Here is a 25113-nt window from a genome sequence, read left to right on the forward strand (position 1 = left end):
TCGCTGCGGGTGACGACGCACCCTGAACAGGTATTACTATGACAACCACAGTTGCTTTTATCGGCCTCGGTGTAATGGGCTTCCCCATGGCGGGATACCTGTCCAAAGCCGGCTATCAGGTCCACGTTTACAATCGTACCGCCAGTCGCGCCAGCGAATGGCTGTCCACGTATGCGGGCAAAGCCTTCGCCACGCCCGCAGCGGCCGCCGAGGGTGCAGAATTTGTTTTCGCCTGCGTGGGCAATGACGATGACCTGCGTCAGGTTACCACGGGGGCGGGCGGCGCTTTTCAGGGCATGGCGGCCGGCAGTTTGTTTGTTGATCACACCACGGCTTCGGCCAATGTGGCGCGCGAGCTGGCAGCGGTCGCCGGTGAAAAAAATATTGGATTTCTGGACGCGCCGGTATCCGGCGGCCAGGCGGGGGCAGAAAACGGCGCCCTGACCATCATGGTGGGTGGCGACGAGCCGGATTTTGCGCGGGCGCGTCCGCTGCTCGACAGTTATGCGCGGGCGGTCAACCTATTGGGACCCGTGGGCAGCGGTCAGTTGTGCAAAATGGTGAACCAGATCTGCATCGCCGGGCTGGTGCAGGGGCTCTCTGAGGGCTTGCATTTCGCCCGCGCGGCCGGTCTGGACCCGGAGCAGGTGGTGGAGGTGATCTCCAAGGGGGCGGCGCAAAGCTGGCAGATGGAAAATCGCTATAAAACCATGCTGGCGGGTGAGTACGAGCATGGCTTTGCCGTGGACTGGATGCGCAAGGACCTGGGCATAGTGCTCGACGAAGCCCAGCGCAACGGTGCCCTGTTGCCAGTCACTGCGCTGGTAGACCAGTTCTACAGCGAGGTACAGGCCCTGGGCGGCGGCCGCTGGGACACTTCCAGCCTGTTTGCGCGCCTCACTAACCTGCGGGATTTCAGCTAACCCCCGTTTACGAGCGCACGTCCGCTGTTACAGCGCATTGGTCAGGTAACCACATAGTGAAGGTGTTGCTGCTTTCTGCATACGATGCCGACAGTCACAAGCGCTGGCGTCGCGGTCTGGTGGCCGCCATTCCCGATTGGCAGTGGACCGTTCTCACGCTGCCGCCCCGTTACTTCAGCTGGCGGGTGCGCGGTAACAGCCTGAGCTGGGGCAGGGGAGACGCACTGACAGTCTTGCGCCAGCCGTGGGATCTGGTGGTAACCACATCGATGACCGACCTCGCTTCGCTGCGTGGCTTTGTGCCGGAGCTGGGTCGTGTACCCACCGTGGTGTACTTCCACGAGAACCAGTTCGACTACCCGGTGACCGGGGATGCGGTGCCGTCGGTGGAACCCCAGCTGCTGAATATTTACACCGCGCTGTGTGGTGATCTGCTGTTATTCAACTCCGAATACAACCGCCGCACCCTGCTGGAGGGTGCCGAGGTGCTTTTACATAAACTGCCGGATCAGGTGCCCGGCGGGGTGTGCCGTGAACTCGAGGATAAATCCCGCATTCTGCCGGTGCCGCTGGAAACGGCTGCGTTTGAGGTGGCGGGAGAGAAGAACCAACGCCTCACGTTCGTGTGGAATCACCGCTGGGAGCACGACAAGGGCCCGGATATTCTGCTCGCGGCACTGCGCCGCTTCGGCCGTCAGCAGGTCCCGTTTACGCTGCATATGGTGGGGCAGCAGTTCCGCCGGCAGCCGGCGGAGTTCGCCCATATTCAGAAGTTACTCGGCAAGCTGGATGCGTTGGGGGCCTGGGGCTATCGCGAGAGCGTGGCCGAGTATCGCCAGTTACTGGCTGAGAGCCACGGGGTACTGTCCACGGCGCGGCACGACTTTCAGGGGCTATCTGTGCTTGAGGCCGTTGCCGCTGGCTGCCAGCCGCTGGTGCCCGATCACCTGGCTTATCCCGAGTGGTTTGGGCGTGGGGGTTGGCGCTACTCGGAAGATGTAGAGTCCTGTGCGGCGAACCTGTGTAGCGCCATGATGCGCTGTGCCCAGCAGGTGCAGGCCGGGGCCGGGTTGGCGGTGCCAGAGATAACCCACATGAGCTGGCAAACCATGGCCAGCGACTACCGCCAGCAGTTGGAGGATTGTGCCCGCGGGGCGGGGAATTTCCCCTGAGCGTACAACCTCCTGCGGTAAACGGGTATCATTCGGTCCGGATTCGCCGATCGATGATGAGCAACAACGGAAATTCTAGGATTTATGAGCAAGCAGCGCGTACTTACCGGCATCACTACCACCGGTACTCCCCACCTGGGCAATTACGTGGGCGCCATTCGCCCAGCGATTGCCGCCAGTCAGGAAGAAAATAATCAGCCTTTCTATTTTCTTGCGGACTACCACGCGCTGATCAAATGCCAGGATCCGGAACAGGTGCACCAGTCCACCCAGGAAATTGCCGCAACCTGGCTGGCACTGGGCCTGGATAGCGACAACGCCGTGTTCTATCGCCAGTCGGATATTGTGGAGATTCCCGAGCTGACCTGGCTGCTTACCTGCCAGACGGCGAAGGGGCTGATGAACCGGGCGCACGCCTACAAGGCGGCCGTAGACGCTAACCGCGACGATGGGCAGGATTCGGATTTCGGCATCAACATGGGGCTGTACAGCTACCCGATCCTGATGGCGGCGGACATCCTGATGTTCAATGCCCATAAAGTGCCGGTGGGTAAAGACCAGATACAGCATATTGAAATGGCGCGCGACATCGCTGCGCGCTTCAACCACCACTACGGTGAGCACTTCGTCCTGCCAGAGGCGGTGGTGGGTGAGCACGTTGCCGTTTTGCAGGGGCTGGACGGCCGCAAGATGAGCAAGAGCTACGGCAATACCATCCCGCTGTTTTTGCCAGAAAAGAAGCTGAAAAAGCACATCAACAAGATCAAGACCAACCTGCTGGAGCCGGGTGAGCCGAAAGACCCGGATACCTCCACCGTATTCCAGATCTGGCAGGCGTTTGCCACACCGGAGCAAACCGCTGAAATGCGCAAGGCGTTCGAGGACGGCATTGCCTGGGGTGAGGCCAAGAAGCAGCTGTTTGAACTGATCAATGGCCAGATTGGTGAGGCGCGCGAGCGTTATGAAGCACTGCTGGCCAACCCGGCACAGATCGAACTGGAGCTGGAAAAAGGCGCGGAAAAAGCGCGCGCCTATGCTGCGCCTTTCCTGGCGAAACTGCGTGAGGCGGTGGGCATTCGCAAGATTGGCTGAGCGAAAAGTACCGGCAGTTGAGCAGACTGGGCCCACCTTTTGGTGGGCTCAGTCGTTTTTGCCTTCTCGTTTTTGCGCTGCTCCCTGCGCTCCTTCTTGCGCGCCTGTGTGCCGTTCCTTGCGCTGCTTGCGGCCAGCGCGGTCGTGCCCCTCCGTCTGGTCGTGGAACAGATGTACCTGGGTCTCGAAGGGCATGTCGATACCGGCTTCATCCAGCGCTTCTTTTACTGACTGGATCACCCGTGCCCGCACATGGGTCACATTCGCCTGCGTGCTGCTGGTCCACCAGCGGGCACGGATCGACACCCAGCTGGCGGCGAGATCCCACGGCAGCGCTTCCGGTGCCGGATCTGCCTCGACACCTTCGACTGAGGCAACCGCGCGTCGAATGATCTCGCAGGCCTCGCCAATATTGTCGTTGTAGCCGATACCGATTTCGTAGTCGCTGCGGCGACTGGCATGGGTGGTTTTGACCAGGATGGCGTTGGTATAAATATCGCTGTTGGGTATGACCACCCGCTGGCCGTCGTAGGTGTCGATGAGGGTCGCGCGGGTTTCGATGCGGTGCACAGTGCCCTCGAAATCGGTGACTTTGATCTGATCACCGATTTCGAAGGGCTGGCGCAGCAGAATCAACAGCCCGGCCAGCCAGTTTTGCAGAATGTCCTTGAATGCAAAGCCAATGGCCACCGAGCTCACACCCAACCCGGCAATCAGGTCGCCGGGTTTGAGACTCGGCATCACGATGGTGGCAGCAAGCAGAAAGCCCACCAGCACTACACACCACTTGACCAGGCTTCCGAGCACTTCGCCCAGGTTAGGCCTGTCCCTACGGCGCAGGTGCCGGCGGACCAGAAAGCGGAAAATACTGCCGAGGATAAACGCCACCAGCAGTACCACCAGCGCCACGGTGAAGTGGGGGATGAGCCGGATGGCGCCATCGACCCAGCTGTCGACCTGATCGATGGCTGCACTGTAGTCTGTTGAAACGGCCCCGAGTTTGTCGAGCGCGTTATCCTGGGACTCCTGAGCTTGCATCATCACCCCTGTGACCTTGCCGGACTAACCGGGATTACGCAGTCGGATACGCAGGGCGAAATCTGCACTTTCCCCTTTGTCGGCGGCACCGTGCAAGAGATAGATCCGCACCCGATAGGTGCCGTCCCGGGGAAGCGTGGCGGAAAAGTGCGCACTCTGGCCGTGCCCCTTGTGCAGGGCCCGGGGGGCGGCGGGGGCAGTAATGCGAAAACCGGCCTGGGTATTGCTGCTGAGCAGGTCGAGCTCCAGGGATTGGCCGGTGCGGGCGTCGATTAGGTATTCAATGGCCTGGTGGCCGATGATGGTCGCGGATACGCGCGCACTCTGGCTGAGTGGCGCGGCAGGTTGACCTCCCGATGGCTGGTCGCTAGTCAATTCAATTTTTTCACGCTGGGCTTGGGGCGCTTCCCGGGCGATGCTGTTCTCACACAGCGTGATGGCGAGCAGCGGCAGTAGTAAAACCCATCGAATATTCAGCACTGGAAACCCTGGATACAGTAGAGCAGGGAACCAGTGTAGTTTGGCGCGGGGCAGATCAGTCGTCGGCGCCGGACCCTGTCTGCCGCTGGAATTTTCCGTGCTGAAGGTAGTGAATCACCTGCGCAATGACTTCAGGGTTCTTCATCATGAACACGTGAGTGACCGGCATTTCCAGGTGATCGTCCATACCCTCGAGGCGGGTGCGCTCGACAGTGACTTTTCCGTCATCTTTCCCCGGCAGCATGCTGGAAAGTATCGGGTTGATACTGCTGGTGCCCGCAATGATGCCCAGGTCAAAGTGTGCCGCACCCAGCGTATTGGGCACACTCATTTCACCGCTGCCCAGCTGTAACCCGGCATCGCCAAACACGAAGTGAAACCCGGGGAAATTCCCCAGTTTGTCCACCACCTCGCTGCCTTGATTGGGTGGGCCCAGCATCACCACACGGCCCAGGTTTTCCACGCGGACCCGGCTCAGATAATGGCGCACCAGAATGCCGCCCATGGAGTGGGTGACAAAGTGCACGCGGTGGTTGGGTTCAGCGGTCTCACTGGCCTGCCGGGTACAGGTGTCCAGCGCCGGGGCAATGGCGGGGCCGGCGAGTGTTTCGATAGGGAAGTCTGTCGATGGGTAACCTACGTTGACCGCCGTAAAGCCGGCGTCATCGATTGCCTTCTCAAGCTTTTTCATCGAACGGTCGGATTTGGCCAGCCCGTGCAGGAGGATCACGCAGTCACTGGCATGCACGGGAATGGCCGTCGCGAGCAACAGCGTGCAGAAAATAGCGTGGCCGAAACGGACAGTGGCGGGAAACAGTCTGGCGCAGGGGCTGTGCATAGGGCGTCGATCCGGGGCTAAGTGTAGCCCCTGATTCTAACCGCTTTGGCCGACCTATGTAGCCGGCGGGCTACTCAGGGCTATTGCTTGGCGTTGTCGATGTCGACGCGCAGTTTGAAATCCGCCGATTCATTGCGCCGCGCTGCGCTGCGCATCATGTACACCTGAATGGTGTAGGTGCCGCTCTCGGGCAGGGTGGTGGTGAAGTGCCCGCCGCTGGTGGAGCCGATAAAGATGGCCGCGTCTCCGGGGCCGCTGCCAGGGCCGTACACGTTGAAATACGTCGCGGTGTGGCTGGTGGAAAGTTTCACCACCATGTGCTGCCCCGCTTTAGCGGTCACCTTGTAATTGACACTGTCATAACCGGTAATTTTGCTGGTTACGGACGTGCCCGTTGCTCCCTTGGCAAAGTGCAGGGTTTCCGTGCGGGACTCTTCGCCCAGGGCGCCATTACCGAACAAAACCAGGGTAAACAGCACCAGAAGTTTTGTCAGTCGCGTTTTCAGCAAAGCTTGCATCACAGATCCTCTCGCCGATGCGTTGGACGCACCAAAATACAGACTTGAAATAGAGTGTAGTTCAGCGCCAAAGAACCCGTGAGTTTTCGATCGACTCCAGAACTCAACCCATCCAAATGCATGCAATTTAAAGTGCTCAGCGCTCGGCAGTTGGAACCGAGCCCGCGAGGTTGAACGCGGCGTTGACCTGGGTCACAAAGCCGGCCGGGTCATCGGGCGTTACCACGATGGTCCGAGCAGGCAGTCGAAGCACAACGGTGCGGGAAAAGTCGGTAGCAAAGGCCCGGTAGCGTCCCAGCGTCTGGTTGCGAAACAGGCCGATAAAGCCAAAAAGCCCACCGTTGCCAAATATCCGGATTGAACCATTGGTGGCCTCCGGCTGGAACACCGCAGATTCGATGCCTTGCAGCGATAGTCGTGTAGACCAGCCGGGGCGAAGCACGAGGAGTCTGTCTCCCTCAAGGCGATAGCCGCGCACAGCAAACAGGGCGCCCAGCAGGAAGATGACGGGACACAGCCAGATCCCGAGCTGATACAACAGCGGTGGAGACTCGGGTGCTTGCGCCAGCATGGTCCCGCTGATACCGAACAGAATCAGGCCGCACAGGCCTGTGAGGAGTGTCAGCTGCCGGCCCCAGGGCGCGGAGAACTCGTGCGAGGGCGTATGCGGTGTATTCATGAGTGCATTCCGGTGGTGTCGACTACAAAGCCCGCATTGTAATCTCTGGCTAATATGTGAGGAATACAGGGCTACCTGATCGCGCAATTCCACCTCCCGGCATGGGCTCTGGGTTGCTATACTCCGCGCGCTTCAAGCAGTACCAATTTTCTGGAGAGATTCATGTCAGATGCACTTTGCGATATCGGCTTCATTGGCGCGGGCGTCATGGGGAAGAACCTGATCCTCAACCTCGTCGACAACGGATATCGCGTATGCGCGTTTGATCTGGACCACGGGCGGCTCGAGACTCTGCTGGAGCAAGACGCCAGTGAGCGTGGCGACCAGCCACCGCGGGTGGAAGTGTGCAATTCCTATACGGAATTACTGTCGCGGGTGAAAGCGCCGCACCTGGTTATTCTCTCGGTGCCTGCCGGTGCGCCGGTGGACGATGTCTGCAACAAGCTGCTGGATGCCGGGCTACAGGCGGACGATATCGTGATCGACACCGGCAACAGCCTGTGGACCGACTCCGTGGAGCGCTGCAAGCGCTATGAGGGCAAGCTGATTTTCTTCACCACGGCGGTGTCTGGTGGCGAAGTGGGTGCGCGCTTCGGACCGTCGTTGATGCCCAGTGGCGACCGCTACGCCTGGGCCCGCATCGAACCCGTGTGGCATGCCATCGCCGCCAAGGTGGACCCCGCCTCGGGACAGCCAATCGAGCGGTTTGAACCGGGTAACCCGGTGAAGGAAGGGGAGCCCTGTGCCGCCTATATCGGCCCCATCGGTTCCGGGCATTTCGTGAAGATGGTGCACAACGGCATCGAGTATGCCGACATGCAGATGATCTGCGAAGTGTACGACGTAATGCGCAGCGCCCTGGAGATGTCGCCCCAGGAAATTGCCGGGGTCTTCCGCGAGTGGAATAAAGGGGTGCTGAACAGTTACCTCATCGACATCAGTGCCGAGGTTCTGGATACCCTGGACTCTGAAACCGGCAAGCCGCTGGTGGATGTGATTCTTGATCGCGCGGGTCAAAAGGGCACCGGTTTGTGGACGGCGGTCGGCGCCTTGCAGACCGGTTGTCCCGCGCCGAGTATTGCGGAAGCCGTGTTTGCGCGTTCGCTTTCCACTCGCAAGGTGCTGCGTACCCGCGCGGCGAAAAAACTGGTGGGGCCGGATGTGGCACCGGTGCCACAAGAAGAGCGCGAAGCTGTGATTGCACAGCTGCACGATGCGCTCTACTGCGCAAAAATCTGCGTGTATGCGCAGGGATTTGACTTGATGAAGCTGGCCGCCAGAGAGCAGGGGTGGGAGCTGAATTTTGCCGAGATCGCCAGAATCTGGCGGGCCGGCTGTATTATTCGCGCGGTGTTCCTGCAGTCCATCAGCGATGCCTACGAGCGTGACACCAAGCTTTCCAATCTGCTGCTGGATGATTTTTTCATCGATCAAATCGCCCGTCACCAGGGCAACTGGCGCCGGGCCGTGGCCGATGCCACCATCGGCGGTATCCCTGTGCCGGCCCTGTCTTCCGCCTTGAGCTACTACGACGCTTTCCGTCGCGAATCCCTGCCGGCCAACCTGCTGCAGGCGCAGCGAGACTTTTTCGGCGCACACACCTTTTCACGGGTGGACAAGCCAGAGCAGGAAAAGTACCACGTACTCTGGGGTGAGTCTGGCAGGCCGATAAAAAAAGTCTGAAAACAAAATGGCCGCACTTACTATCAAAAGCTGCGGCCATTTTTTTGCGCAGCCTTTCTGGTTTCCCAGCGGCTGCTACGGATTAGCGTGCGCGTAGCGGAAAGCTGCGAAATGCCTCACTCACCCCGCGGTCCATGGAGCGCTGGGGTTCGTTTAGCACCTGCCGGGTAATCGGTGCGACCGTGCGGCCTTGCCACACCAGATGCTTTTGACGCGCATCGACAAGGTCAATTGTCAATTGCCCCTCGGTGGCGGATTGCCTGACGCTGGCATGTGGCACACTTGTCAGCATTTGATTCGTGGGATATGCGCGCACCTGCACGTTCACTAGCAGGTCGGGATTACTGCTTGGCATCAGGCCGCGGGACATCAATTGTTGGGAAACTTCATTCTGCGCCAGTGACACGGCGCGGCCGTTACTGGCGGTAACCGGTGCGAAGCCAAAGGTTCGGTACTGGCTCAATGCGGCTGCCGCAGCGTTGTCCGTGGGCGGGCTGGCGCACCCGGTCAGAGTGAATGGCACTGCCAGAGCTCCGGCCAGGGAAAGGGCCAGTAGAGCAGAGGTGGTGGTAGAAGCGGTAAAGGGCTTCCAGTGTTTCATAAGCCAACCCCGAAACGTCAGTAGTGATTACCGACACCAGCTTAGTTTCGAGGTGGCGTAAAAACATCGCTGGAACCAGTTGGTCATTGCGAGGCTTGCTATGGGTCTTACTACGGGGCGTGGTGATAACCCTCCCGGTTCTACTCCACTTCTTCCACTTCTCTGCTGAGTTGTTGTTCTCGATCCTCGCGACTTGCGCGGGCGACAATCTCATCGACGCTGGCGGTGTCTGTATTGAGTCCGCCAAAGGCATTGAGCAGGTCCTTCAGCAGGGCGGAGATTTCCAGGGTCATTACCGAGAATTCAATGTCGAAGCGCTGCGCCGCATTGTCCGCGTCGGCATTGTCCGCTTTTTCAGTGACCGCATCGCTGAACTTCAGGCGCTTGATGGCGAGCTGGTCGTCCACCATCAGCTCCACGCCATCGCGCCAGGTAAGCCCAAGCTTGTGCACCTGCATGCCCGCCACCAGGTGATTGTGGATTTCCTCTGCGCACAGGTCCTGGTTTTTACAACGGATCACGCTGCCGGATTCCTGCGGGTCGCGCAGTTCGCACTCGTGGCCGAATTCGAAGTTGGGCGGCGCTTCCGGGGCGGTGAGCCAGTGGGTCATGGACTGCTGGGGAATATTCTTTGCCGTCAGCGGTATCACCGAGAGGCTGCTGATGGCTTCTCGCAGGTTTTCCAGCAGTTCTTCGGCGGCCTTGGCCGAGGAGGCATTGACTACGATCCAGCCGTCTTTGGGGTCGATATAGGCAAACTGCAGCCGGGAGCGCGCGAAGGCCTTGGGGCGCATCTCTAGCAGGACTTCGTCTTTGAGATTTTGCCGCTCTTTGCGGCCCACGCTGCGGGCTTCTTTTTCCGCGATGGCCAGGGCCATTTCCTCGACCTTCTCATTGACCACTGCCGCGGGGATCACCTTCTCCTGCTTCTTGGCGCACACCATCAGGTAGCCGTTGGCGGCGTGTACCAGTGCACTGCCGTGACGCCCCAATGGCGGAACCCAGCCGTAGCGGGCCAAATCCTGGCTGCCGCATGGCGTAAAGGTACCAGGCTCCAGCAATTCGTTCAGTTGTTCAGCGGAAAGCGTGAATTCGCGGGTAAGGCGGTAGACGCGGAGGTTTTTAAACCACATACAGCAGGCCAGTCGTCAGTTTGAAAGTTGGCCGCGCATTATGCGATGTCTGCGACCTGGGAACCAGCCAAAGTCCGGACTGGTGGTTCCCAGTCAGTCGATAGCGGCCGTCAAATAATGTTCAGGATTTCCTCGGGATGGGCGAACAGGTGCGCCGGGCCGTGCTCGTCGAGTTCCGTGCGGGAACCATAGCCCCACAGTACCCCGGCACTTGGCAGTTGATTTTTTGCGGCGGCGGACAGGTCGAAGTGGCGATCGCCAATCATCAGTGCGCGCTTTGAGATCCGGTTGTCTGCGAGCAGCCTCTGCAGTTGCTGCCACTTGGCAATTCCCACATCGCCGCCACTGACAAACTCGAAATAGTGGTACAGCCCGAATTGTTTGAGTATGCGCTCTGCAAAGTCCGCGCGTTTGGAGGTGCATACCCCGAGCCGGATACCATCTTTCTGGCTGAGGCGTTCCAGCATCTCGGAAATGCCCGGATACAGGGTGTTTTCCGCGTAGCCGCTTGCCCCGTAGCGTTCCCGGTACTTGTCGACCAAGGCCTGGATATGGGGGCCGTCTTCCGAGCCCGTGAGCTTGGCCAGGGTGATCTCCAGCGGCGGGCCGATGTGTGGTACCAGCTCGCTTGCCGGCCGGGTCGGATAGTCAAAGGCGAGCAACGCATGATTCATGGAATTTACGAACCCCTCAGCCGGGTCGCTCAGGGTTCCATCCAGGTCAAACACGAGATAGTCGTAGGCGGGCATAAGTTTCCTTGTCGGCATGTTTTGTCATGCTACTGACAGAGCGCAGCGAAGGTGCCGCGGGTGAGTGCCAGCAGATCTTGCGGCGCGAGCTCAATTTCCAGGCCCCGCCGACCGGCGCTGACGTATAGGGTTTCCAGTCCTTTGGCGGAATCGTGCAGGAAGGTGGGCAGCGGTTTTTTCTGCCCCAGTGGGCTCACGCCACCCAGCACATATCCCGTGGATCGTTGCACCACCTGCTTGTCGGCCATCTCCGCTTTCTTTGCACCGGCGGCCTTGGCGATCAACTTCATGCTGAGGGAGTGCTCGACCGGTAGCACGGCCACGGCGAGCGATGCACCGTCCAGCGCGACGACCAGGGTCTTGAAAACACTTTGCGGCGATACCCCAAGCTTCTCCGCCGCCTCAAGTCCGTAGGATGCTGCCGCAGGATCGTGGGTGTATGTATGGACCTGAAATGGAATTTTTGCTTTTTCTGCGGTCTTGATGGCTGGAGTCATTACACATCCGTGTCCGTTTTTTCCCATTTTGTCTTTATTTTTTCCTGAATACAAAAAAGCCCGGCGCGATTGGCCGGGCTCGGTTCAGAAACTGTATTTCACCGTCAGCGTTGGGGAATGGCTTCCACCACTTTCAGAAAATAATTCCAGAAGTTGCCCACGCTCTGAATATGCACACGCTCCTCCGGTGAGTGGGCGCGGCGGATGGTGGGGCCGAAGGAGACCATGTCCCAGTTGGGGTAGGGCTTGGCCAGCAGGCCGCACTCGAGACCGGCGTGGATGACTTTGACTTCCGGCTCTTCGCCTTCCATTTTCTGGTACACGTCCTTCATCAGCGCCAGTAACGGAGATTGCATATTGGGTGTCCAGCCCGGGTAGGCGTTGTCCAGGGAGGTCTCTGCGCCGGCGAGTTCAAAGGCCGCGGCGACGTTGAGACCGTGTTGGTCGCGGGCGCTGTCGGACAGGCTGCGCACCAGGCACTGAACCCGCACACGGCTCGCGCCGTCTTCGGTTTCGGTCACGACCCGCGCGAGGTTGTTCGAGGTGTCCGCAATGCCTGCCAGCGCGGTGCTCATCCGCTCGACACCGCTGGGGCAGGCGCGCAGCGCCAGGATCAGTTTGCGTTGGCTGGCACTGTCCATAACGCTGGCGGGTGCTTCGCACTCCTCCAGAGTGATATCCAGTTTGGCTTCATTATCGAACTCGGCCTTGATGATTGCGGTTTGCTGCTGGACGATCTCCTGCAGGCGCGGGGCGTCGTCTGCGGGTACGGTGATCACGGTGAAGGACTCGCGCGGAATGGCGTTGCGCAGGCTGCCGCCGTCGAGGCTTGCGATACGCAGGGCGTTCAGTTCGCCGTGTGCGGTGTCGATGATGCGGTTGGCAATTTTGTTGGCGTTGCCGCGGCCCTTATCGATATCCAGCCCGGAGTGGCCGCCGCGCAGGCCGCGCACGCTCAGTTTGAATGCCTGGTGTCCGGCGGGGAAGGATTCTGCGGTATAGGGCAGGGCGACGTTTACGTCGACACCGCCGGCGCAGCCCACGTAGAGTTCCCCTTCGTCTTCCGTATCCAGGTTGAGCAGCAGGTCGGCTTCGAAGTGGCCCGGTTGCAGGTTTTTCGCTCCGGTCATCCCGGCTTCTTCGTCGATCGTCAGCAGTGCTTCCAGGGCGGGATGCGGAATATCGGTGGATTCCAGCAGGGCCAGAATGGCGGCGACACCAATGCCGTTGTCCGCGCCGAGAGTCGTGCCTTCCGCGGTGACCCATTCACCATCCACGTAGGGTTTGATGGAGTCGGTGAGGAAGTCGTGGTCGGTATCCGCGTTCTTCTGCGGCACCATATCGACATGGCTCTGCATCGCCAGGGTTTTGCGATCTTCCATGCCCGGGGTTGCCGGCTTCTTGATGATGATGTTGCCGACCTGATCCAGCTTCACATCCAGACCACGGGCATTGGCAAAATCCACGATATAGGCGACGACTTTGTCCTCGTGCTTGGACGGACGCGGGATCTCGCACAATTTGGCGAAGTGTTTCCACAGGGGGACGGGATTGAGTTCGGCAATGGTGGACATGGGTATTCCTTAATCTTGACCGGGGATGGGTAGATCCGGATGGGCCGGTTTTGGCCGCGGCGCTTTTGGCGCCGCGGCTGCAAGTCTAGTCTGCGACGGCAGCATGCAGAGGCTTCGCGCCGTTACGCCTTGGGGCTGTCTGGCCCTTCCGCAGCCGGGTTCTGCGAGCCCGGCTTTTCACTGGCCGCTTCGCCAACCAGATCAAACGCGATGCGACGTTTTTCAGTATCGACGGCGGCGACTTTTACCTGCACCTGCTGTTCCAGCTGGAAGGTCTCGTCACCGCGGGTGATGCGCAGCCGCTTGCCATCGAAATCAAACGGGTTCTTTTTGCTGTTGAAGCGTGCAAAGCCGTTGATACCAAAGTCGTCCAGGCGGACGCCGATGCCGGCGCCATTCACCAGGGTAATGGTGCCGGTAAATGTTTCTCCGACTTTACCCTCGAGGAACTGGCAGTAGAGCCATTGCTGCAGTGCGCGATCTGCCTGACGCCCGGTGCTGACGCTTTGTTGCAGGGCTTCACCCTGCTCGTCGCCAAGGGCGGGGGTCTTGTCACCCTGCTTTGCTGCGCGCAACACCCGGTGATTGTGCAGGTCGTTGAATTTGCGGATGGGGGAGGTGACCGTCGCATAGTGACCGAGCCCGAGGCCAAGGTGCGGTGCCGCCTTGTTACTCAGTTCACCAGGGCGCAGCATGCGCTTGAGAACGGCGAGGGCATTGTGCATTTCTGCATCCGCATGCGCCTCCAATTCTTTTACCAGCTTCAGGTAAATGTCCAGCTGGTGCAGATCCTGCTCGGCATATTCCGGCAGTGTTTCCTTGAGCAGTGCGCGGACTTCCGCCATGCGCTCGTCGCGGAAGCCGAGGTGCACGGAAAAGCAGCCTGCGCCGATGTCCGCAAGTTTCTCACCCGCACAGATATTGGCAGCCAGCATGGCTTCTTCCACCATACGCTGGGCCGCGGTGCGTTGTTGTTTCTCGATCCGCTCGATTTTGCGCTGCTCATTGAGGATCAGCTCGTAATCCGGGCGGTCCTCCATCACCAGGGAGTGGCCGGCTCGGTATGTGGCGCGGGCCTTACTCAGGGCGTTCAGCTGACGCAGGGGCTCGTGCTGATCGGCCGGTACCGCGCTGTCGTCACCTTCAATAAACTGCGCCACCTGTACGTAGCTGAGTTTGTGCTGGGAACGGATGGCGGCAAATTCGTAGTCAAACCCTTGCAGTGCCCCGTCCTTATCCACGTCGATATGCAGTACCAGTACCGGGCGCAATTCGCCGGCAACCAGGGAGAAGCTGTTTTCGCACAGGTTGGCGGGCAGCATGGGCAGGGTTTCACCGGCGAGGTACACGCTGTTTGCACGAGCGCGGGCTTCTTTATCTAGCGGGGAGTCTGCCTCGATCAGGCTGGAGGGGTCGGCCACGGCGATGTGCAGTGTCCAGCCGTTTTCGGACTGGGTAACGGCGAGCGCATCGTCCATATCGCGGGTAGATTCCGCATCAATGGTGACAAATCCCTGGGCCGACAGGTCTTTGCGTTCGGCAACCAGTGATTCCAGTTGTGCGGGAATCGCGTCGGCTTGCTCCAGTGCCGCCTTGCCAAATGCGTTGGGCAGCCGGTGCTGGGCCACGGTAAAGGCGTGCTCGATGCCCGCCATATCCGGTTTGCCAATGACGCTTTCCACTTTCGCTTGGGACTTGCCGTCCTTGAATGGGTGCCGGGTGATGCTGCAGGCAATGAACTCACCCGGTTGTGCTTTGCCGCGGGCCCGCGGGGGCAGGAAGATCCAGCGCGACAGGCCGTGCTCGCTGGGCTGAATGAAATGTCCCTGGCCGCGCTGCACATACTGACCCACCAGGTACTTGAGGTCGGATTCGATCAGCTGGTCGAGCTCTGCGGAAAGCTTGCCCTTGTCTTCCTCGGTCAGGCTGATGCGCACGCGGTCGCCCGGAAACACCCGATCCATTTCTGCCGGCGGCAGGAATGCCTCGCGACCGTCGTCCAGTACGACGAAGCCGAACTTTCCGCTACTCCCGCGCACACGCCCCTCGGCGAATTCCTTGGTTGAACGGATGTCGGTCTTCAACTGGGACAGCTGTTTCAGGGCGTCGGCATTGAGCATGAAAGGTTCTCTGTAACTCGGGGTGGGTCGGTTTAGGGCGCGGATTCTACCAGACAGGCGGTGACAGGCCAGCGCGGGTATCAATGGCGCCCGGCAGCGGGCGTTGGCGGTAGCGCTGGCGACAGGGCGCTCGATGTCGCCCAGTGAGTGACCAATGCGCCTATTTGGTTATTGTGGGCCTGTTTATCCTAAATTATCTAAAAAATTGGGATGGTATTTGTGCTTAGCGGACTTTGGATGCAAAGAATGCAATGTTCCTAAGTGCCCAGTGGCTATATTCTTAGGGGCCTACAATAAAGCACGGTTGCGGACAGAGCTGACACAATTGGCCGAGTCTGGCGCCGACGTAAAACCGGCCTCCGGAGAGGATTGTTATGAGTATTTTTTCCCATCCTGCCTACGATAACCACGAAGAAGTTGCCTTTTATCACGACGCCAAAAGCGGCCTGAAGGCAATTATCGCCGTGCACAATACCAATCTCGGGCCGGCACTGGGTGGCTGTCGTATGTGGCCTTATGCCGACGATGCCGAAGCCCTCAATGACGTACTGCGCCTCTCCCGCGGTATGACCTACAAATCTGCCATGGCCGGCCTCAAGCTGGGCGGTGGCAAATCCGTGATTATTGGCGACCCGCGCAAACAGAAGACGCCGGAGTTGCTGCGCGCAATGGGCGATTTCCTGAACACCCTGGGCGGCCGCTACATCACTGCGGAAGACTCTGGAACCAGCGTTGCGGACATGAAGATCATCGCCGAGCGCAGCCAGTTTGTGTCGGGTGTGATTGCCGGCCAAGAGCACGGCGGTGACCCGTCCCCGTCCACTGCCTACGGTGTGTTCGTTGGCCTGCAGGCCGCAGCGGCCCACCGCTGGGGTCGCACTGACCTCAAGGGCCTGAAAGTGTCCATCCAGGGTGTGGGTAATGTGGGCTTCCGTCTCGGCAAACTGTTGCAAGAGGCCGGTGCCGAGCTGTTTGTTACCGATATCTTCCAGGACAACGTGGATCGTGCCGTTGCCGAACTGGGAGCTACTGCGGTCAGCTCCGAAGAAATCTTTGACCTGGATGTGGACCTGTTTGCCCCGTGTGCACTGGGCGCCATCCTCAATGACAACACCATCGATCGCCTGAAAGTGGGCGCTATTGCCGGTGCTGCCAACAACCAGCTGGCGGAAGAGCGCCATGCACAGGTGCTGAAAGACAAGGGCATCCTGTATGCGCCGGACTACGTCATCAATGCTGGCGGCATCATCGATGTGTATTACCAGCAGCTGGGCCAGGAGCAGGGCGAGTACAACGCCGAGCAGGTGAAAGCGCACATTGAAACCATCGGTACCACGATGCAGGAAGTGTTCCAGCGCGCGGACGAAACCGGTGAAACCACGGCGCATGTCGCGGACCAGATCGCCGAGGAGCGGTTCGGTCATAAAGACGCCCTGAACAACACTGATTCCGCGGCCGCCTGAATGGCGCGCCAAGGTGTGTAAGAAGCTAGGTAAAAAAGTACCTGTAAAATAGGTGACACACACGCTATTCCATTTCCTCTGACGACGTCATCGTCTCTCTGTGAAGTATCTTTCGGGCGCCACGGCGCCCGTTTTTTTTGCCTACACTTTGCTGCACTGTTCGGGCACAAAATCGGGATACATGGCACAGGACCAATGACAATGGATATGCGAATCGCCTGGAGGCCGGCGGGCCTGATCTTTTTACTGATGCTGTTGGGGACGGCTGGCTGTGACCGCCATCAGGCGCCAGAGGATCGCAAAGACAATGTGCACCGGGCGTTGACGCCAGACAGGGAAGCCGCTGCCAGCAGTAAGGCGGCTGCCAGTCGCAATGCGGCGTATGTGAAGCCGCCAAAAATTGAGCTGCCGTTTCACCGGGAAACCCTGAAGAATGGCCTGACTGTCATCGTGCATGAGGACCGCAAAGCGCCGGTGGTCGCCATCAATATCTGGTACAAGGTGGGTTCCAAAGATGAGACCCGCGGCAAGACCGGTTTTGCGCACCTGTTTGAACACCTGATGTTCAATGGCTCGGAGAACTTCCCCGGCGAGTATTTCGAACCCTTCCAGCGTTCTGGTGCCACCGATATGAACGGCACCACAAACAACGACCGCACCAACTACTTCGAGACCGTTCCCGTCGGCGCATTGGATATGGCGCTGTGGATGGAGTCCGACCGTATGGGGCACTTCAAGGGCGCCATCAGTCAGGAAAAACTCGACGAGCAGCGCGGCGTGGTAAAAAACGAGAAGCGCCAGAGCGAAAATGCTCCCTACGGCCAGGCGTTTGACCTGATTGCCACCCATACCTTCCCTTCCGATCATCCCTATTCATGGACCACCATCGGTTCCATGGAGGATCTGGACCAGGCCAGCCTGGAAGACGTCAAGCAGTGGTTTTCCGATTACTACCAGCCTGCCAATGCGATACTGGTGATCGTCGGCGACATCTCCGTCGAAGAGGCCATGAAAAAGGCGCGGGAATATTTCGGCCATATTCCCAGCACCTCGGTGCCCACCGAGTTGAAGGGCTGGGAGTTACCGTCGCAGGTCAACAAGCGCCTGGTGACCACGGACCAGGTGCCACAGGCGCGGATTTATAAAGTGTGGAATGTTCCAGCGACCGCCAGCCGTGAAGAAAATGCGCTGGACCTGATGACGTCACTGCTGGCCAACCGAAAAAACTCGTTACTGTACCGGCGCCTGGTGCGCGACGAGCAGGTGGCCACCAGTGTCAGTGCGTTTTACTACGGCCGGCAGCTCGCTGGGCAGATCATTATCATGGTGGATGTCAAACCCGGGCAGTCGGTAGAGAAAGTCGAGAAATTACTGGACGACGAGCTGCGGGAATTTGCGCGTTCCGGAGTGAATGCGGAAGAGTTGCGCCGTATCAAACAAAGCGAGTTCGCCAGCCTGGTCAAGGGGCTGGAAAAAATTGGTGGCTTTGGCGGCAAGTCGGACATCCTTGCGCGCTCGGAGTTTTATTACGATGACCCGGGCGCAATGGTCAACGGGCTTGATGACTATGCGAAGGTGTCTGCGGACGATGTGCAGGACGTTGCGCAAAAGTGGCTGAAGCCCGAGCACTTCACCATGGTGATCCGTCCCAAAGGGGAGTACGCGGTAACCGGCGAGAGTGTCGATCGCAGTCAATTGCCCGCCGTCGACAAGACCGTGGAACTGGATTTACCCGAACAGCAGTCCTTCACGCTGGATAATGGCCTGAAGGTTGTGCTTGCCGAGCGTCACGACACGCCCGCCGTTTTCATGAGCCTGCAGTATCGCGGCGGTGCATCGGTGGATGGCGACACCCCCGGCCTTGCGTCGGTGGTCGCGCGTATGCTGAGTGAAGGTGCCGGCGATTACGACAGTCTCGCGTTCAGCGCGCGCCAGGAAGAACTGGGTGCGAGTATTGGCGCGGGAAGCGGGTTGGATTACAACGCGCTGAGCTTCAGTGCCCTGAAAACGCAGCTCGAGCCTTCACTGGAACTGTTGCGTGAGGTGATTTCCAGTCCGCGCTTTGAAGAAGATGACCTGGCGCGGGTGAAGTCCAACTGGCTGGATGCCATTCGCCAGGAGGAAGCGCAACCCCAGGGGCTGGCCATGCGCAAGTTGCCGCCGCTGCTGTTCGGTAAAGATCACCCTTACGGCGCACCGCTGACGGGTTCCGGCACCCCGGAGGCCATTGAGTCCATCGCTCGCGACGATCTGGTGAAGTTTCAAGCCACATGGCTGCGTCCTGACAATGCACAGTTGACGGTGGTCGGCGATGTCACCCGGGACGAAATCGAGAAGCTGCTCAATGACACCCTGGGTGACTGGCGGGCGCCCAGCGACCCACTGCCAACCGTGGAGATTCCCGCGGTGGAGCGCCCGCAAAACGCGCGTATCTACCTGCTCGACCGACCTGGCGCACAGCAGAGTTACATTATGGCCGGGCTGGTGATGCCACCGTGGAAGCCGGAAGGTGCAGAGGCCTATGATGCGATGGCTTCCGCAATCGCCGGCAAGTTTACCTCGCGTATCAATATGAACCTGCGCGAGGACAAACACTGGTCCTACGGCGCGCGCGCGGTTTCCATGGGCTCGGAAGGGCAGCGGCCTTATATCGTGTTTGCACCGGTACAAACGGACAAGACTGCCCCGGCCATGGGTGAGATTCTCAAGGAGTTCAATGAGTACCTGGGTAAGCGCCCCATCAAGGAGAGCGAGCTCAAGGACTACCAGGACGACGAGGTGCTCAAGCAGAGCGCGCGTTTCCAGACCAAGGTACAGCTGCTGTCCAGTATCGTCTGGCAGCTACAGAAGGGGCTGCCGCCGGAGTACATCGCCGAGTATCCGCAGCGGGTCAGCGCGTTGACGCAGGAGGAGGTGATGCAGGCCGCAAAAGAATTCCTCGCGCCGCAACAGTTTACCTGGGTGGTGGTGGGCGACCTGAGCAAAATCCAGAAAGACATAGAGGCGCTGGATATCGGTCCGGTCGAGGTACTTTCTGCCGATCAATGACAGGTCGACAAGCCGCGAGTCCGGCTCCGGTCATGCACAGGGAGGGTGCATACCGGAGCCGGGCTTTTTTTATGTACCCGGAATACGGTAAATTGGTGCGCGCCGGCGATCCTGCATGCCGGCAACAACCGTATTGATCGCAATATTATAAAGAGGCGGCATCACTGCCGCCCGGAAACCTGGACACCACATGACCATCACCCAAAGAATTTCATTGATTGTCGGGCGCGCTCTCCGCACTCTGCTTGGCCTGGCCCTGCTCACAACGGCGAATCTGGTTGCCGCAGAAAATATAGCGGTGCACGCGGGATGGCTGTTCGACAGCGAGACAGGCCGTTTGCTGGAAAAACGTACGGTGCATGTTGTGGACGGTAAAGTGGAGTCTGTAGAGCGGGGTTATACCCAGCGTGCCGGCGAGCGGGTTATTGATCTGACAGCCTTCAGCGTGCTGCCCGGGCTGATGGACATGCATACGCACCTCGCCTATGAATTCGGCCCGCGCACCTACACCGAGGCATTTACCTGGAATCCCGCCGATTACACGTTGCGGGCGGTCGATACGGCCAAGCGCACGCTGATGGCCGGCTTTACCACGGTGCGGGACCTTGGCGACAGCGACAATGTAACGGTGAGCCTGCGCAACGCCATCAACCGTGGCGATATTGTGGGGCCGCGTGTCTATACAGCGGGTAAATCAATCGCCACTACCGGCGGTCATGCGGATCCGACCAATGGCCATCGCCACGACTTGATGGGCAGCCCGGGTCCCGCCGAAGGGGTGATCAACGGTAGTGCCAGTGCCCGGGAAGCGGTACGGCAGCGCTACAAAGATGGCGCCGACCTGATCAAGATTACTGCGACCGGCGGTGTCTTGAGCGTGGCTAAGAGCGGCCAGAATCCTCAGTTTATGCAGGATGAAGTGGAAGCGATTGTGCAAACCGCAAAGGATTACGGTTTTACCGTCGCAGTGCATGCGCACGGTAAAGAGGGCATGGAGCGGGCCATCCGCGCCGGTGTGGACTCCATTGAGCACGGTACCTACATGGATGATAAAACCATGGCGCTGATGGTGGACCACGGAACCTGGTATGTGCCCACCCTGTTGGCGGGGGATTGGGTTACGCAAAAATCCGCGATCGACGGCTTCTTCCCGGAAATGGTCCGCACTAAAGCGGCGAAAATTGGTCCGCTGATTCAGGACACCTTTCAGCGCGCACACAAAAAAGGCGTGAAAATCGCATTCGGCACCGACACTGGGGTGAGCCGACACGGAGAGAACGCCAAAGAGTTTGCGCTGATGGTGCAAGGCGGGATGAGCCCGGCCGATGCTATCCGCTCTGCAACCTGGAATGCGGCACAGTTACTCAATGCCCAGGATGAACTTGGCAGTATCGCGCCCGGTAAACAGGCAGACCTGGTGGCGGTGATTGGCAATCCGCTGGAAGATATTTCGACCCTTGAGCGGGTACGGTTTGTGATGAAGGGTGGCGTGGTTTACAAGCAGCCCGAGTAAGTCACCCGGGTAGTACAAATAAAATAATCCCGGCAATGTCGTAGTACGGTGCACCCAAACCATTTGGTGGCGGTGCCGCTACCGGGTGCGGTCTTGCGAGACACGCCGTAAACCCATCCGTGGGGCTCTGCACCGCCATCCATGGCGGTGAAGGTCTCGCAAGACCGCACCCGGCATCGGCACCTTCGCCCGTAGCTGAGTTAAGTGAACACCATTACGGCATTGCCGGGTTTTTTTGGTGAACAGCCGAGTCGAACAATTATTTCTCGAGTTCGAATAGCAGTTCCAGGTTTACCGAAACGCTGCTCTCACCGCGCGCGATGGGCGTGCTCGGCCCGTCCTGGGCGGCGGCCATTTCCATACGAGCCATGGGGCGGGGCATACCGCCCTGGCCACCTTCAGAGATGCTCACGATTCTGCGCACCTTGGTTCCTAGGGATTCCGCATAAGAAGCCGCCCGTGCCTGCGCTTGCTGCAATGCCTTGTTGCGGGCCTCAGCCAGCAGGGGCTCCGGTTCGGCTATGGAAAAGCTTGGGCCATGCAGCTGGTTCGCGCCCTCGGCCGCCAGTGTATCGATCACGTTGCTCAATTCGTCCAGTTTACGCAGGGTAATACTGACGGTATTGCGAGCCTGATAACCGACGATTTCGCGTTCGCGATTCGGCTGGTAGTCGTAGCGGGGATTCAGACTGATACCGCTGGTCTGCACATCCTTGTCCGGTATGCCGGCTTTTTTTATGGCTTGCATCAGCTTGTCCATCTGCTCCGCGTTAGCCCGCATGGCGTCATTGCTGTTAGCGGCTTCGGTAACAATACCGGTGGACAAGTGTGCGGTGTCCGGTGCCTGGCTTGCTTCGCCCTGGACGGAGATGGAAATCAGCGTACCCGAAGGGTGGCCGGTGTCATCACTACCGCAGCCGGTGGTGAATGCGACGAACCCGGCCAGCAGGCCGGCGGAAAACAGTTTCAAAGCGCTGTGCATGGCGAATCCTTACTATTGCCAGTTGTACTTCATCGTCACTGTCAGGTGACGAGGTCCATTGTGATGCCAGAAAGATGAATACCTGATGAATGCGGTTGCGTGCAGCGCTTGTGGCTATTGAAACAACCGCTCAAATGTTTCGTCCGCCGGGTGATAGAGCGCAAACCCGAGCCGCAGCAATTGCTGCCGACGATCGCACAGCACATTTTTCTTGCGCAGCTCTGCCTGCAGATTTTCCGCGTTTTCGGCACTACCGCAGCGAAAGGTAAAGAAGTGCCCGTGTCCGTTTTCCAGGTCATGGGCGATCAGTGTGTCGCGGTTGAGCAGCGGGTGTTGTGCCGCATCCATGGCGCTGAGGAAGCGCCGCTGGTTTTGCAGTACATAGTCGTGAATCGATCCTACGGTGATGCCTTCCTGTGCATACAGCTCGAATACCGCGAGGGCCTTGTACAGCGGGGAGTAATCCATGGTGGCACCGGCAAACCGCAGCCAGTCGTTGCCGAAGCCCACGCCCGCAGTGCGGTTTTCCAGCTCCGCCATTTCCGCAAACCAACCGGTGTTCAATGGGCGCAGCTGGCAGCCTCGGGGAATGGACATAAAGCACATACCCTCACCGGCACCCAGGTATTTGTAGGCGCCTGCGGTATAAAACACCTTGTCGGCAATCGCACTGAGATCGGTGGGGCGGGCGAAAAATCCGTGGTAGCCATCGATCACCATTTCGGTGGTATCCGGTTTACGCGCGGCCAGATCCAGCAGGCCCGGGAAAGCCACCCCGGAGTCGAAGAACACCTGACTGGCGTAGGCCAGCTGATACTCGCCACTTTGCAGTTCCTGCTCGAACCGCTGGGGCAGGGTGGCGAAGGGTTCCGTGGGCACCCGCACCACGTCGACGGTAGGCAGCTCCTCCAAACGCAGTAACTGGCGGGCAAAGCTGTAGAATTCCCCGTCGGTTGTGAGAATGCGCAGGGGCTGGCTCAGGTCGAAGGCGCTGAGCAGGCGATAGATAAGCTCGTGGGTGTTCGGTGCCAGGGCAATCTGGGCCGGATCCGGCAGTTGCAGGGTGCTCGCTATACCGCGCTGGAAAGCGGGTATTTTTTCTCCGAAGATCTTGTCCCACTTGCTGTCGGCCATTTGCGCGGCATCGTGCCAGTAGGCGGTGACGGCATCGAGCGTTACATCTGGCCAGTAGTGGTGGGAGTGGCAGGCCATGTGCAAAACCGGCAGGTCACAGTTCGGGGAGGCCGCTTTTTGAGCAGCCTGTAAGAATTGTCGATAGTATTTTTGGTACATTTCGCGCTGGTAACTTTGTTTGAGGTGACTAAAGTAGTCACCTGATTGGTGTATCGGGATTGTAATCCCCTTAAGGAGGCGTTGCAGTGGAATATTTACACACGATGGTGCGTGTCACCGACCTGGAAAAATCCCTGGAGTTTTATTGCGACAAGCTGGGACTGTACGAGGTCAGCCGCAACGATTACGAGAAAGGCCGCTTTACCCTGGTATTTCTTGCCGCACCCGGGGATGCCGATTCGGCAAATAGCGACAAGCGCCCGTGCCTGGAGCTCACCTATAACTGGGACCCGGAGACCTACAGTGGCGGTCGCAACTTTGGCCACCTGGCTTACCGGGTCGACAATATTTACGAAACGTGTCAGCGCCTGATGGACATGGGGGTGACTATCAATCGTCCGCCCCGGGATGGCCATATGGCATTTGTGCGCTCACCAGACAATATTTCTATCGAACTGCTGCAGAAGGGTGAGTCCCTAGCACCGCAAGAGCCTTGGGCGTCGATGGAAAATACCGGTGAGTGGTAATTGAACAGAGTGAGTGGTTTGTGAGCGGATCGATGGCGAAAGCAAAGCAGTACGGGAATTGTGTGGTGCTGGCCGGGGGTAGTGCAGCGCGTAGAATCCGCCAGGAGGGGCTGCGCCCGGAAATGGTGTCTACCCTGGTCGGCGCGTCTGGGGGGCCGAAATGGCTGTCCATCAGCCAGCTGGACCGGGTGCTGATTGGCGAGTTTTTTCAGGGCCGTCGCACACCCATCGCGACCTTGGGCTCGTCGATTGGGAGCTTTCGCAATATGTGCTATGCGACCGCCAACCCGCTGGCCGCACTGGAAAAGCTTGAATACGGCTACGTGCATCAAACCTATGCCAGCGCTCGGCCGACGCCTGCAGAAATTACCGCAACCGGCGAAAACATTTTGCTGGAGGTTCTGGGAGCGGAGGGTGCCGCTGAGGTGGCTGCAAACCCCGTGTGGCACAGCCATTTCGTGACTGTGCGTGGCCGCGGACCTCTGGCCAGTGAGAAAAAGGCGGTACTGGGTCCCGCGCTATTGGCCTCTGCGCTGGCCAATGCCGTCAGCCGCCGTACCCTCAAAGCTTTCTGGGACAGGGTGGTGTTCCATTCCGGGCAGACACCTACAGTGGCTTTCCGTAACCTGTCCACGGTTAATACGTCGCTGAGCCCGGACAATGTGTGCCATGCAGTACTGGCCTCTGGCTCCATCCCCCTGGTGATGGCCGGTGTGCCATCGCCGGCAGGAGCACCCGCCGGCAACTATCGGGACGGTGGGATCACAGACTATCACTTTGATCTGGGCTTCGAGCACCCGCAGGGTCTGGTGCTGTATCCGCACTTTTTCCCCTACATGGTACCGGGCTGGTTCGACAAGAGTCTGCGCTGGCGTTGGGTGCGCGGCGGTGCCATGGATAATGTGGTCCTGGTGGCGCCATCGCCTCAGTGGGTTTCTCGCTTGCCGTTTGGCAAAATCCCGGATCGGGATGATTTTGTGAAGCTCACCACCGAGGAGCGGCTGAAATACTGGAATGCGGTAACCGAAGCCGGCAAACAGGTGGCAGAGGATTTCTTCGAAATGTGGCAAACTGGTGCCATTGCCGACGCGCTCATTGAAGTTGGCTCTGATCAGGCGCCGCACAAGCTGGCGCAGGCAATGTCTGCATAGTTGACAGGTGCAGGGTGGAGCGGAGCAGGGCTCCGGCCA

Annotated in this window: 22 protein-coding genes; 9 read left to right on the forward strand and 13 right to left on the reverse strand. The window is 59.2% G+C overall.

Annotated elements, in window-relative coordinates; all coding sequences use genetic code 11:
- Nucleotides 1-38 precede the first annotated feature (38 nt).
- The 3 genes from JF535_RS10065 to JF535_RS10075 all read left to right on the forward strand — a co-directional run bounded on the left by JF535_RS10065 (nucleotide 39) and on the right by JF535_RS10075 (nucleotide 3187).
- The gene (locus JF535_RS10065) at nucleotides 39-923 is read left to right on the forward strand and encodes an NAD(P)-dependent oxidoreductase (protein WP_207001741.1); all 885 of its coding nucleotides are present in this window, start codon (nucleotides 39-41) and stop codon (nucleotides 921-923) included.
- A 56-nt stretch (nucleotides 924-979) separates the two neighbouring features.
- On the forward strand, nucleotides 980-2095 hold the full coding sequence (locus JF535_RS10070; protein WP_340674159.1) for a tRNA-queuosine alpha-mannosyltransferase domain-containing protein: 1116 nt from the start codon (nucleotides 980-982) through the stop codon (nucleotides 2093-2095).
- 84 nt (nucleotides 2096-2179) lie between these two features.
- The gene (locus JF535_RS10075) at nucleotides 2180-3187 is read left to right on the forward strand and encodes a tryptophan--tRNA ligase (protein WP_207001743.1); all 1008 of its coding nucleotides are present in this window, start codon (nucleotides 2180-2182) and stop codon (nucleotides 3185-3187) included.
- Between the two features lie 48 nt (nucleotides 3188-3235).
- On the opposite strand, the gene JF535_RS10080 is transcribed toward JF535_RS10075, so the two are convergent.
- From JF535_RS10080 to JF535_RS10100, 5 genes are all read right to left on the reverse strand, one after another.
- Nucleotides 3236-4228, reverse strand: a complete 993-nt coding sequence (locus JF535_RS10080; RefSeq protein ID WP_242523786.1) for a mechanosensitive ion channel family protein — start codon at nucleotides 4226-4228, stop codon at nucleotides 3236-3238.
- A 21-nt stretch (nucleotides 4229-4249) separates the two neighbouring features.
- Nucleotides 4250-4705 (reverse strand): hypothetical protein, encoded by a 456-nt coding sequence (locus tag JF535_RS10085; protein ID WP_207001745.1) that lies wholly within the window; start codon nucleotides 4703-4705, stop codon nucleotides 4250-4252.
- A 55-nt stretch (nucleotides 4706-4760) separates the two neighbouring features.
- Entirely contained in the window at nucleotides 4761-5543 is a 783-nt protein-coding gene (locus JF535_RS10090) for an esterase/lipase family protein (protein WP_207001746.1), read from the reverse strand.
- An 80-nt stretch (nucleotides 5544-5623) separates the two neighbouring features.
- Nucleotides 5624-6061 carry a hypothetical protein gene (locus tag JF535_RS10095; protein ID WP_207001748.1) on the reverse strand — a complete coding sequence of 146 codons (438 nt, stop codon included), beginning with the start codon at nucleotides 6059-6061 and terminating at the stop codon, nucleotides 5624-5626.
- Nucleotides 6062-6197: 136 nt separating this feature from the next.
- Entirely contained in the window at nucleotides 6198-6740 is a 543-nt protein-coding gene (locus JF535_RS10100) for a PH domain-containing protein (protein ID WP_207001749.1), read from the reverse strand.
- A gap of 162 nt (nucleotides 6741-6902) precedes the next feature.
- On the opposite strand from JF535_RS10100, the gene gndA reads away from it, so the two are divergent.
- Complete coding sequence (gene gndA / locus JF535_RS10105; protein WP_207001751.1) at nucleotides 6903-8423, forward strand: NADP-dependent phosphogluconate dehydrogenase; 1521 nt, start codon at nucleotides 6903-6905, stop codon at nucleotides 8421-8423.
- A gap of 82 nt (nucleotides 8424-8505) precedes the next feature.
- On the opposite strand, the gene JF535_RS10110 is transcribed toward gndA, so the two are convergent.
- The 6 genes from JF535_RS10110 to JF535_RS10135 form a co-directional block, all read right to left on the reverse strand.
- On the reverse strand, nucleotides 8506-9024 hold the full coding sequence (locus tag JF535_RS10110; protein ID WP_207001753.1) for a DUF4136 domain-containing protein: 519 nt from the start codon (nucleotides 9022-9024) through the stop codon (nucleotides 8506-8508).
- Nucleotides 9025-9164: 140 nt separating this feature from the next.
- Nucleotides 9165-10157, reverse strand: coding sequence for a recombination-associated protein RdgC (gene rdgC, locus JF535_RS10115; RefSeq protein WP_207001754.1), 993 nt, complete (start codon nucleotides 10155-10157; stop codon nucleotides 9165-9167).
- A gap of 110 nt (nucleotides 10158-10267) precedes the next feature.
- Entirely contained in the window at nucleotides 10268-10906 is a 639-nt protein-coding gene (locus tag JF535_RS10120; RefSeq protein ID WP_207001756.1) for an HAD family hydrolase, read from the reverse strand.
- Nucleotides 10907-10935: 29 nt separating this feature from the next.
- Nucleotides 10936-11403, reverse strand: a complete 468-nt coding sequence (gene ybaK, locus JF535_RS10125) for a Cys-tRNA(Pro) deacylase (protein WP_207001765.1) — start codon at nucleotides 11401-11403, stop codon at nucleotides 10936-10938.
- A gap of 104 nt (nucleotides 11404-11507) precedes the next feature.
- Nucleotides 11508-12977, reverse strand: coding sequence for an aminoacyl-histidine dipeptidase (locus JF535_RS10130; RefSeq protein WP_207001767.1), 1470 nt, complete (start codon nucleotides 12975-12977; stop codon nucleotides 11508-11510).
- 122 nt (nucleotides 12978-13099) lie between these two features.
- Nucleotides 13100-15097: a VacB/RNase II family 3'-5' exoribonuclease gene (locus tag JF535_RS10135; protein WP_207001769.1), complete on the reverse strand. Its 1998-nt coding sequence runs from the start codon at nucleotides 15095-15097 to the stop codon at nucleotides 13100-13102.
- Between the two features lie 374 nt (nucleotides 15098-15471).
- On the opposite strand from JF535_RS10135, the gene JF535_RS10140 reads away from it, so the two are divergent.
- The 3 genes from JF535_RS10140 (at nucleotide 15472) to JF535_RS10150 (ending at nucleotide 21121) form a co-directional block, all read left to right on the forward strand.
- Nucleotides 15472-16560: a Glu/Leu/Phe/Val dehydrogenase dimerization domain-containing protein gene (locus tag JF535_RS10140; protein ID WP_207001771.1), complete on the forward strand. Its 1089-nt coding sequence runs from the start codon at nucleotides 15472-15474 to the stop codon at nucleotides 16558-16560.
- Between the two features lie 201 nt (nucleotides 16561-16761).
- On the forward strand, nucleotides 16762-19608 hold the full coding sequence (locus JF535_RS10145; protein ID WP_207001773.1) for a M16 family metallopeptidase: 2847 nt from the start codon (nucleotides 16762-16764) through the stop codon (nucleotides 19606-19608).
- Between the two features lie 190 nt (nucleotides 19609-19798).
- Entirely contained in the window at nucleotides 19799-21121 is a 1323-nt protein-coding gene (locus JF535_RS10150; protein ID WP_207001776.1) for a metal-dependent hydrolase family protein, read from the forward strand.
- Between the two features lie 259 nt (nucleotides 21122-21380).
- Here JF535_RS10150 and JF535_RS10155 read toward each other — a convergent pair whose 3' ends face one another.
- Nucleotides 21381-22103 (reverse strand): SIMPL domain-containing protein, encoded by a 723-nt coding sequence (locus JF535_RS10155; protein ID WP_207001778.1) that lies wholly within the window; start codon nucleotides 22101-22103, stop codon nucleotides 21381-21383.
- Between the two features lie 114 nt (nucleotides 22104-22217).
- A complete protein-coding gene (locus JF535_RS10160) occupies nucleotides 22218-23315 on the reverse strand; it encodes a hypothetical protein (RefSeq protein WP_242523787.1) in 1098 nt (365 codons plus the stop codon).
- 167 nt (nucleotides 23316-23482) lie between these two features.
- Here JF535_RS10160 and JF535_RS10165 point away from each other — a divergent pair, with 167 nt between their 5' ends.
- Both JF535_RS10165 and JF535_RS10170 read left to right on the forward strand, forming a co-directional pair.
- Entirely contained in the window at nucleotides 23483-23923 is a 441-nt protein-coding gene (locus JF535_RS10165; RefSeq protein ID WP_207001782.1) for a VOC family protein, read from the forward strand.
- A gap of 32 nt (nucleotides 23924-23955) precedes the next feature.
- Entirely contained in the window at nucleotides 23956-25074 is a 1119-nt protein-coding gene (locus tag JF535_RS10170) for a hypothetical protein (protein ID WP_207001785.1), read from the forward strand.
- The last annotated feature ends 39 nt before the right edge of the window (nucleotides 25075-25113 follow it).

Source organism: Microbulbifer salipaludis, from assembly GCF_017303155.1.
Lineage (GTDB): Bacteria > Pseudomonadota > Gammaproteobacteria > Pseudomonadales > Cellvibrionaceae > Microbulbifer > Microbulbifer salipaludis.